The following is a 10,297-nucleotide window of genomic DNA, read 5'->3' on the forward strand; positions in this document are numbered from 1 at the left end:
TGGCGATATGACAGAGTAATCGAGCATTACTCATGAACCCAGAACAGGGGGTACCGCGCACCCTGTGAGAGAGTGGCGGAATGAGCATGGAGAACCGGGATGCCTCGGCCGGGGCGTCGCAGGCGGGACAACCACGGGAGAGCCTCGTGCGCACCGCGTTCGTGACCGAGGAGTCCGTCTACGGAGTGCTGCTGGTCTCGGGCATGATCGTCGTCGCGGGCTCGCACGGGTCGAGCTCGTGGCAGGTGTTCTGGACGGTGATCGTCACGGTGATCGTCTTCTGGGCCGCGCACGTCTACGCCGGCACCGTGGCCCGCCACGGCCTCGCAGTCGAGGGGGTGATGGGCCTCAGGCAGGCGTTCTCCGAGGCGTTCCGACGCTCGCTCGGCCTGCTGTTCTCGGCGCTCATCCCCTCGGCCATCCTGCTGCTCGGGGCGCTGGAGGTCGTGCCCGACGCCCTGACCATCTGGATCGCCCTGTGGGCGGGCGTCGTCGTGCTCGCAGTGCTCGGATTCGTCGCCTACCGTCGTCGGGGCGCGCCCCTGCACCTGCAGCTGCTCGGCGCGTTCGGCACCGCGGCGTTCGGGCTCGTCATGATCTTCTTGAAGGCCGTCGTCCACTGACGGTGTGTTCGCGGCCCGCGAACCGATATCGTCGTGCCAAAGGGGGCACGATGCCGAAGATGACGAACGCCGAGCTGCAGGCTCGGATCGCAGAACTCGAGGGCGAGAACGCACGGCTTCGCGACGCGGCCGAGGCCGCCGAGGCGGCGGCCGCAGCCGAGACGGAGGGGGCGGGCGCGGCGCTCGAGCCGGCCGCCGTTCCGCGTGCGAAGCGCGGCCGCGGCCGTACGGCCGGGGCGATCGTGCTCGTCGTCATCGGCCTGTTGCTCGCGCCGGTCGCGGTGGTGACCGGCTGGGCAAGGGCCGAGCTCGTCGACACCGACCAGTTCGTCGCGACCTTCGCTCCGCTGGCCGACGACCCTGCCGTGCAGAGCTTCGTCGCCGACGAGGTGACGGCGGCCATCGAACAGCAGGTCGACATCCCGCAGCTCACCTCCGACGTGTTCGACGGCATCCGCTCGCTCGACCTGCCCCCGAAGGCCCAGCAGGCGCTCGGCCTGCTCGAAGGGCCGGCCACGCAGGGCCTCCAGTCGCTCGTCTCCGGCGTCGTCGACCGGGTCGTGACGAGCGACGCGTTCGCCGACATCTGGGCGAACGCACTGCGCGTCTCCCACAAGCAGTTCGTGGCCGCCATGCAGGGCGATCCGAACGCCGCGCTCGAGATCGGCGGCGACGGCACCCTGTCGGTGCAGCTGGGGCCGATCATCGAGGCCGTGAAGGACCGGCTCGTCGAGAACGGGGTCGGCTTCGCCGAGCAGATCCCGGTCATCGACAAGAGCATCGCGATCGCACAGGCCGACGCCTTCGTCTTCGTGCGCACGGTCTACTCGCTCGCCGTAGCCGTCGGCACGTGGCTGCCCTGGGTCGCGTTCGGCTTCATCGTCGCCGGTGTCTTCGTCGCCAAGCGGCGCTCGGCCGCCCTCTTCTGGACGGCAGGTGGGTTCGCACTCGCCATGGGACTGCTCGCCGCGGGCTTCGCGGTCGGCCAGATCGTCTTCCTCGGGCTCGTGAGTCCGAGCCTGATCCCGGCCGGCGCCGCGACCGCGATCTACGGCTACGTGACCGAGGCGATGTCGTCGACGGCTGCGGCTGCCCTGGTCCTCGGCATCCTCGTCATGATCATCGCGTGGTTCGCCGGCCCATGGCGGCCGGCGCGCGCCGCTCGCTCGCTCGCGGGTTCGGGCTTCTCCGCACTCCGGCGCACGGCGGCCGCGCACGGCATCACGACGGGTGCCTTCGGCATCGCGCTCGACCGCGGGCGCGGCTTCGCCTACGGTGCGATCGCGCTCATCGCGGCCGCCGTGCTCATGTTCAACCGTCCGGTCACGACCGGGTCGGTCTGGGGCACGATCGTCGTCGCGCTCATCGCCGTGCTGCTCGTCGAGCTCCTGCGGCGGCCGGCCGACGAGATCGAGGCGGACGCCCTGGCGGCGACGGCGAGCACCGGCAGCAGCACCGGCGGCGGCGAACCGTCGGGCGACGTCGACGGCGATGCCGACACCGCGGTGCTCGACGTCGACCGGCAGGAGACGGAACCGCTCGACACCTCCCTGCGCGGGTGATCGACGTCCCTGCGCGGGTGATCGACGTCCCTGCGCGGGTGATCGACGTCCCTGCGCGGGTGATCGACGTCCCCGCGCGGGTGATCGACCTCGCCGCGGCGCGGTCGGTCGAACCATCCGCACGCCTGTAGGCTCGACGGCGTCATGAGACGCACGACGATCGCCCTGCTCGCCGCCCTCGAAGCCGCCGTTGCCGCGCTCATCGGGCTCGGCGTCGCGCTCGTGCCGCTGCTCGTCGTGTGGGCCGTGCATTTCGGGCTGGCGGTCGACGTCTCGTCCTTCTTCCGCGCCGCCGCCGACGGCTGGCTGCTCGGTCACGGCGTCGACGTGGTCGTGCAGCTCGATGAACTCACGGCCGCGCGCATCGCGCTGCCGGGTGCAGGCGACCCGTTCCCCATCACGATCGCGCTGCTCGGGTTCGCTCTGCTGACCGTCGTCGCGGGCCGCCGAATCGGTCGCCGCTCCGCCGCAGGCGGGCACTCGATCACGGGCTCGGTCGCCGCGGTCGTCGTCTACGCGGCCGTCGGCGGCGTGCTCGGCCTCTCCGCGAGCACGGGTTCGGCAGCGGTGCCGTTCTGGCAGGCGCTCCTGCTGCCGGCGTTCGTGATGGCGATCGGCGTGGTGCTCGGGGCCGGCCTCGAGACGCTGCGCGAGGCCGGTGCCGGCGACCTCGCCGGCGGCTGGGTGCGCGCCCGCCTCGGCGACCTCTCGCCCGCCCTCGTCGCCTCGGTGCGTCAGGCGACCCGCATCGGCGCGGGTGCCGCGTTCGGCGTGCTCGCCGTCGCCGGGGTCGTGGTGGCGGTGCTCATCGCGGTCGACTACGCGACGATCGCAGGGCTCGCCCAGGCGCTCGGCGCCGGCGTCGACGGCGGACTCCTGCTCCTCGTCGCCGAGTTGGCATTCCTGCCGAACTTCGTGATCTGGGTCGCGTCGTGGCTGCTGGGGCCCGGCTTCGCGATCGGGACGGGCACGACGGTCGCCCCCGGGGGCACGGTGCTCGGGCAGATTCCCGGCATCCCGCTGCTCGGCGCGCTGCCGGGCGATGCGCCCGCGTCGGGCGTGCTGTGGCTTCTCGTGCCCGTCGTGCTCGGGTTCGTCGGAGCGTGGTTCGTGCTGCGCGCCGGGTCGCCCGTCGACGAGCACGACCCGTGGTGGCGCCCCGTGGCCGTCGGAGCCGGCGCCGCTTTCGTCGCCGCGATCGTGCTCGGGCTGCTCGCCTGGTGGTCGGGCGGCGCGATCGGGCCCGGTCGGCTCGCGGTCGTCGGCCCCGATGCGTGGGCCGTCGCGCTCGTCACCGCGGCGACCGTCGGCACCGGGGCGATCGTGGGCGGCGTCGCCGCTCGCGTGCAGCAGCGCACGGGCCTCGCCGCCGCCGGGACGTCACGCCCCGATCTCGGCCGGTAGGCTCGAGGAGTGCTCAAGCTCGTCGTCCTGATCTCAGGTGGAGGGTCGAACCTCAAGGCCCTGCTCGAAGCCGCCGAAGACGCCGAGTTCCCGGCGCGCGTCGTCGCGATCGGCGCCGACCGCGAGGCATCCGGTCTCGTGCTCGGCGAGGACTTCGGCGTACCGACCTTCACGGTGCCCTTCACGGCCTACCCCGACCGCGACGCCTGGGGCGACGCGCTCATCGAAGAGGTGCGGCGCTGGGAGCCCGATCTCGTCGTGCTCTCGGGCCTCATGCGACTCGTGCCGCCCGCGGTCGTCGACGCGTTCTCGCCGCAGCTCATCAACACCCATCCCGCGTACCTGCCCGAGTTTCCGGGCGCGCACGGCGTGCGCGACGCACTCGCCGCGGGCGTCTCGCAGACCGGGGCGAGCCTCATCGTCGTCGACAACTCCGTCGACGGCGGCCCGATCATCGCGCAGGAGCGCATCCCGGTGCTGCCGGGCGACACCGAGTCGAGCCTCCACGACCGCATCAAGCCCGTCGAGCGCCGCCTGCTCATCCAGGCCGTGCTCGACATCGCCAATTCGCACCTCGACCTGAAGGACCTCGCACGATCATGAGCGGCCACGCCATCGACCCCAGCCTCTACCGCGAACGCGACCTCGTGCCCGTGCGCCGGGCGCTCATCGCCGTGAGCGACAAGCGCGGGCTCGTCGAGCTCGCGACCGCGCTCGTCGGTGCGGGCGTCGAGATCGTCTCGACCGGCGGCACCTCGAAGGCGATCGCCGACGCCGGACTTCCGGTCACGCAGATCGCCGAGGTCACGGGCTACCCCGAGCACCTCGACGGGCGTGTGCGCACCCTGCACCCGGCCGTGCACTCGGGTCTCCTGGCCGATCTGCGCCTCGAGCACCACGAGCGGGAGCTCGCCGGCCTCGGCATCGCGCCGTTCGAGCTCGTCGTCGTGAACCTCTACCCGTTCGTCGAGACCGTCGCCTCGGGCGCCGAGCCCGACGCCGTCGTCGAGCAGATCGACATCGGCGGGCCCGCGATGGTGCGCGCCTCGGCGAAGAACCACGCGAACGTCGCCGTCGTCGTCTCGCCCGACCGCTACGACGAGCTCGCCGCCGCGGTCGCCGCGGGCGGCACGACGCTCGCGCAGCGCCGCGAGCTCGCCCGTGAGGCGTTCCGGCACACGGCCTCGTACGACGTCGCGGTCGCGAGCTGGATCGGCAGCGTCGTCGCACCCGACCAGCCGGCGGAGGAGTCGCCGTTCCCCGCCTGGGTCGGCGGCACCTGGACGAAGGACGCCGACCTCCGCTACGGCGAGAACTCGCACCAGAAGGCGGCGATCTACGCCTCGCAGGGCGGCCGCCCCGGCATCGCCCAGGCCGTGCAGCTGCACGGCAAGGAGATGAGCTACAACAACTACGTCGACGCGGATGCCGCGGTGCGGGCCGCGTTCGACTTCGACGAGCCCGCGGTCGCGATCATCAAGCACGCCAACCCGTGCGGCATCGCGGTCGCCCTGCCCGGCGCCGTCGACGCCATCGCCGACGCGCACCGCCGCGCCCACGAGTGCGACCCCGTGTCGGCGTTCGGCGGGGTGATCGCGGCGAACCGCACCGTCACGCGCGAGATGGCCGAGACCGTCTCGGGCATCTTCACCGAGGTGCTCGTCGCCCCCGCCTTCGAGGCCGAGGCGGTCGAGCTGCTCACGCAGAAGAAGAACATCCGCCTGCTGACCCTGCCCGAGGGATTCGTGCCGACGGCGGTCGAGCTCAAGCAGGTCTCGGGCGGCATGCTGCTGCAGCAGGCCGACCGTCACTTCGCACCTGCGTCGGAGTGGACGCTCGCCGCGGGCGAGGCCGCCGACGAGGCGACCCTCGCCGACCTCGAGTTCGCGTGGCGCGCGTGCCGCGCGGTGAAGTCGAACGCGATCCTGCTCGCCTCCGGCGGCGCCTCGGTCGGCGTCGGCATGGGGCAGGTCAACCGGGTCGACTCGTGCAAGCTCGCCGTCGAGCGGGCCGGCGACCGTGCGGCCGGTTCGGTCGCGGCATCCGACGCGTTCTTCCCGTTCGCCGACGGCCTGCAGATCCTCATCGACGGCGGCGTGAAGGCGGTCGTGCAGCCCGGCGGCTCGGTGCGAGACGACGAGGTCGTCGCGGCGGCGAAGGCGGCGGGCGTCACGATGTACTTCACGGGGGAGCGGCACTTCTTCCATTGAGCGCGGCCGCGCGCGACGGCCGGTCGTCGTCGCCCGCGACCATGCGCCCTGCGGCATCTGCCCGGAGGTACCCTTGAATCGACCCTGCGCAGACCACGCGCGGGCCAGGTTCCGCCCACGAAGCGGATGATTCGAGGAGAACGATCGATGTCGATCACCCACGCCCCGGCGCGAGCCGCCGAGGTCAGCGCCACCCTGCCGAGCGACGCTCCCGACCACGAGCGGGTGCTCATCACCCGCGGTCCCCGCTCCGGTCTCACCGTCATCGTCGCCGTGCATTCGACCCGGCTCGGCCAGGCGCTCGGCGGAGCCCGCGTCTGGAACTACGGGCACTGGACCGACGGCCTCGCCGACGCGCTGCGACTCTCGCAGGCCATGACCATGAAGAACGCGGCCGCCGGCCTCATGCGCGGCGGCGGCAAGTCGGTCGTCGTCGTCCCGTCGGGCGTCGTGCTCGACGAGGCGCAGCGGCGTGACGCGATGCTCGACCTCGGCGACGCGGTCGAGTCGCTCGGCGGCGCGTACATGACCGCCGAAGACGTCGGCACGAGCGCCGAGCTCATGGCCGTCGTGCACGAGCGCACCGAGCACGTCTGCGGACTCCCGCCCGAGCAGGGCGGCGTGGGCGAGCCCGCCGACGCGACCGCCGCGGGCGTGCACGCCTCGATCCTCGCGACGCTCGGCCACGTGTTCGGCTCGACCGACGCCGCCGGTCGCCACTTCGTGATCTCGGGTCTCGGCCAGGTCGGCGGTCGCCTCGCGCGCAGCCTCGCCGCCGCGGGCGCACGGCTGACCGTGACGGATGTCGCGGAGTCGAAGCGCGCGCTCGCCGACGAGCTCGGCGCGACCTGGGTGGAGCCGGCCGACGCCCACCGGGTCGAGGCCGACGTCTTCGTGCCGTGCGGGCTCGGCGGCGTGCTCACGCCCGAGGTCGTCGACGAGCTGCGGGTCGCGGCCGTCGTCGGCGCCGCGAACAACCAGCTCGCCTCGCGCGACGTGGCCGAGCTCCTGCGTGCCCGCGGCATCGTCTGGGCGCCCGACTTCGTCGTCAACGCCGGCGGCGTGATCTACCTCGACGTGGCCGGCCAGCCCGGTGCCGACCAGGCCGCGCTCGACGCGCGCATCGCGGGCATCGGCGACGTGGTCGCCGCCGTGCTGCAGGACGCCGTCGCGACCGGCACGACGACGCTCGACGCCGCCGAGCGCCTCGCCCGCGCACGCCTCGACGCCGGGCGCTGAGCCGCACCGACCGAACCGATCCGGCCGGAGGGCGCACGAGCGCCCTCCGGCCGGAGCCGTTCGGGGTGGCCGAGCATCGACCGACGCGCCGGGGCATCCGATGCACCTGACGGCGCCGTGCCGAGCGCGCCGCCGGGCACCGGGCCGTCCGACCGGCCAGTAGGCTCGTCTCCATGACGTCCCCCGCCTCACCGTCTTCGACCGCGCCCGCACGACCGTCGGCGAGGTACGCGCCCGCGGCGGGCCGGGGGCGTCGGGTGGCGGCGGTGCTCGTGTCGGCGGCGGTCGTGGCCGTCGTCGCGATGAGCGTCGCGGCGCTGGCCTTCTTCATCGGCAACGGCCAGTCGCCCGCCGTCTTCCAGCAGGTGTTCGGGCACTTCGCCCTCGCCGCGTTCTTCGCGTGGGCGCTGCTCTCGATCGCGAACGGCCTCGGCGCCACCCGCGCCTGGTTCCTCGCGCTCATCACCGGGTTCACGTCGGCCTGCCTCGCCGCGCTCATCGCGACGAGCGTCATGATCGTGGTCGCGGCGCGACCGCTGTACGGTCCCGCGGTGCTCTTCGTGATCGGCTCGCTCGTGAGCCTCAACCTGATCTTCGTGATCGCGGTCGTGCTCGGCGAGGTGTTCCTCGCGCCGCGCATCATGCGGGGCATCATCGACCACCGCCGCGAGCGGGCGCCCCGGCGCCTCGCGCTCGTGCGCATTCCCGCCTCGAACCTCGACGAGGCCGAGCTCACCCACCTCGAACGCCGTCCCGTCGACCAGGCGCGCGCCGACGAGCAGTGGGACAACTACTGCGCCGCGCTCGTCGCCGAGGGGTGGGAGACGGTCGAGGTCGACGCCGCGCCCGAGATGGCCGACTCCGTCTTCGTCGAGGACGCCGTCGTCATGTTCGGCGACCTCGCGGTGCTCACCCGGCCCGGCGCCGAGTCGCGACGGGGCGAGGTCGACGGCGTCGAACGGGCGGTGCGCTCGATCGCGGGGGTGACCGTCCGCCGCATCGAGGAGCCGGGCACCCTCGACGGCGGCGACGTGCTGAAGGTCGGCGACGTGGTGTACGTCGGGGCGTCGGCCCGCACGAACGGAGAGGGCGTCCGGCAGCTGCGCGAACTGCTCGCCCCGCACGGATATCGCGTCGTCGGCGTGCCGATGACGAAGGCCCTCCATCTGAAGAGCGCCGCGACCGCACTGCCCGACGGCACGGTCATCGGCGACCCCGCCCTGCTCGACGCCGCCACGGTGTTCGACCGGTTCCTGCCCGTGCCCGAGCCGCAGGGCGTCGCCGTGGTCGAGCTGTCGGAGACGTCGCTGCTCATGTCCGCTTCGGCCCCGCGCACCGCGGCGATGCTCGCCGGCCTCGGTTACCGGGTGGTCACGGTCGACATCTCGGAGTTCGAGAAGCTCGAGGGATGCGTCACCTGCCTGTCGGTGCGGGTGCGCTGACTCCGCCACCGCTGCGGCGTCGGGCGCGGGGTCATCCGGCTGCGGTCGCCGTCTCGGGCTCGCGCGTCCGCCCGTCGTGCAGTTCGATCACTCGATCGGCCCGGCGCACGAGCGCCGCGTCGTGGGTGGTGACGACGGCGGCGACGCCCCGTGCGTGCACGAGCTCGCCGATCAGGTCCATCACGGTAGCCGCCGTGCCGCTGTCGAGCTGGCCCGTCGGCTCGTCGGCGAGGAGCACCTGCGGGCGCGCGGCGAGCGCGCGGGCGATGCCGACGCGCTGCTGCTGCCCGCCCGAGAGCTCGTACGGGCGCTGCGCGGCGTGCGCTCCGAGCCCGACGAGGTCGAGGGCTTCGGCGACGCGGCGGGCGCGCTCGGCGGGATCGGTGCGCTGCAGGCGCAACGGCACCTCGACGTTCTCGGCCGCCGACAGCACGGGGATGAGCCCGAACGACTGGAATACGTAGCCGACGCGATCGCGGCGCACCGCGGCGAGCCCGTCTTCGCCGAGCGTCGACAGGTCGTCGTCGCCGAGCAGCACGCGGCCCGAGGTCGGCCGGTCGAGCCCGCCGAGCAGGTTGAGCAGCGTCGTCTTGCCGGCGCCCGAGCGGCCCGTGACGACCACGAGTTCGCCCGGCGCGACCTCGAGCGAGACGCCGTCGACGGCGTGCACGCCACCGCCCCGGCCTTCGAAGATGCGGCTGACCGATTCGGCGCGCAGGGTGGTCATCGTTCCTCCTCGGATGTCTCGGCGCTCGCGCCGTCGTCGGCGGTGTGCCGCCCGTGGCGTGGCGGAGCCGTCGTCTCCTCGCCCCCCGTCGCGGGTGGATCCGCATCGTTCGGGCTCGTCGCCGCGGCATCCGCCGGTCGCCCGTGCCCCGGCCAGACGCCCACGTGATCGCTCTCGAGGGCGAGCCTGACGCGGTCGCGCAGTTCGAGGCTCTGCATGAAGTCGTGCGGCAGCTGCAGGCGGCCGACGCGGTCGAGCACCGCGAACTCCTCGGCCACGTGCTGCTCCTCGCCGTGCTCGTCGACGCGGGTCGAACGCAGCACCTCGGTCGAGGTGCGGCCGTCGCGGATCTGCACGGTGCGGCGGACGTGGCCTGACACGGCGGGGTCGTGGGTGACGATGAGCGTCGTGACGCCGAGCTCGTCGTTGACCCCGCGCATGGCCTCGAGCACGGCCGACGACATGCCCTCGTCGAGTTCGCCGGTCGGTTCATCGGCCAGGAGCACGAGCGGGTCGTTCGCGAGGGCCACGGCGATCGCGACGCGCTGCTGCTGTCCGCCGGAGAGCTCGCCGGGCCGCCGGTCGCGCTCGGCGCCGACCTCGAGCAGCTCGAGCAGCTCGTCGACGCGGCGCGCCCGCGCGGCACCTCGGCGCGTGCGGGCGACGTTCATCGCGAGCGCGACGTTCTCGGCCGCGGTGAGGTAGGGGAGGAGGTTGCGCGAGGTCTGCTGCCAGACGAAGCCGACGGTGCGGCGGCGGTACGCGACGCGCTCGCGCGAGCCCATCGTGAGCAGGTCGTGCCCCGCGACCCGGGCGACACCGGCCGTGGCGGTGTCGAGGCCGGAGAGGATCGTCAGCAGGGTCGACTTGCCTGATCCCGAGGCGCCGACGACGGCGACCATCTCGCCGGCGTCGACCCGCAGGTTGAGCCCCTGCAGGGCCTGCACCTCGACGCCGTCCGCGGTGAAGATGCGCACGAGGTCGGCGCACAGGATGTGCGGCTCGCCCGGTGACGCGGCGCGCGGGGTCGTCGCGCCGGCCGGGGCGCGATCGGCGACCCCGCTCTCGACGCCGGATGTCTCGGCCATGG

General features: G+C 73.4%; 9 protein-coding genes. 7 read left to right on the plus strand and 2 right to left on the minus strand.

Annotated features, from left to right (window positions below; genetic code table 11):
- Positions 1–80: 80 nt before the first annotated feature.
- From PX701_RS03560 to ddaH, 7 genes are all read left to right on the plus strand, one after another.
- On the plus strand, positions 81–623 hold the full coding sequence (locus tag PX701_RS03560) for a hypothetical protein (RefSeq protein ID WP_231430163.1): 543 nt from the start codon (positions 81–83) through the stop codon (positions 621–623).
- Positions 624–673: 50 nt separating this feature from the next.
- Positions 674–2,185 (plus strand): hypothetical protein, encoded by a 1,512-nt coding sequence (locus PX701_RS03565; protein ID WP_275505492.1) that lies wholly within the window; start codon positions 674–676, stop codon positions 2,183–2,185.
- Positions 2,186–2,329: 144 nt separating this feature from the next.
- Positions 2,330–3,589, plus strand: coding sequence for a cell division protein PerM (locus tag PX701_RS03570; protein WP_275505493.1), 1,260 nt, complete (start codon positions 2,330–2,332; stop codon positions 3,587–3,589).
- Between the two features lie 9 nt (positions 3,590–3,598).
- Positions 3,599–4,192, plus strand: coding sequence for a phosphoribosylglycinamide formyltransferase (gene purN, locus PX701_RS03575; protein WP_231430166.1), 594 nt, complete (start codon positions 3,599–3,601; stop codon positions 4,190–4,192).
- The gene (gene purH, locus PX701_RS03580) at positions 4,189–5,799 is read left to right on the plus strand and encodes a bifunctional phosphoribosylaminoimidazolecarboxamide formyltransferase/IMP cyclohydrolase (protein WP_275505494.1); all 1,611 of its coding nucleotides are present in this window, start codon (positions 4,189–4,191) and stop codon (positions 5,797–5,799) included. The genes purN and purH overlap by 4 nt, the downstream gene beginning before the upstream one ends.
- A 147-nt stretch (positions 5,800–5,946) precedes the next feature.
- Positions 5,947–7,038, plus strand: coding sequence for a Glu/Leu/Phe/Val dehydrogenase family protein (locus PX701_RS03585; RefSeq protein WP_231430168.1), 1,092 nt, complete (start codon positions 5,947–5,949; stop codon positions 7,036–7,038).
- Between the two features lie 173 nt (positions 7,039–7,211).
- On the plus strand, positions 7,212–8,480 hold the full coding sequence (ddaH, locus tag PX701_RS03590; RefSeq protein ID WP_275505495.1) for a dimethylargininase: 1,269 nt from the start codon (positions 7,212–7,214) through the stop codon (positions 8,478–8,480).
- A gap of 31 nt (positions 8,481–8,511) precedes the next feature.
- Here the strand turns inward: ddaH and PX701_RS03595 are convergent, their stop codons facing one another.
- Positions 8,512–9,207, minus strand: coding sequence for an ABC transporter ATP-binding protein (locus PX701_RS03595; RefSeq protein WP_275505496.1), 696 nt, complete (start codon positions 9,205–9,207; stop codon positions 8,512–8,514).
- Positions 9,204–10,295 (minus strand): ABC transporter ATP-binding protein, encoded by a 1,092-nt coding sequence (locus PX701_RS03600; RefSeq protein ID WP_275505497.1) that lies wholly within the window; start codon positions 10,293–10,295, stop codon positions 9,204–9,206. The genes PX701_RS03595 and PX701_RS03600 overlap by 4 nt, the downstream gene beginning before the upstream one ends.
- Positions 10,296–10,297 lie beyond the last annotated feature (2 nt).

The sequence above is a fragment of the Agromyces chromiiresistens genome, from assembly GCF_029167465.1.
Lineage (GTDB): Bacteria > Actinomycetota > Actinomycetes > Actinomycetales > Microbacteriaceae > Agromyces > Agromyces chromiiresistens.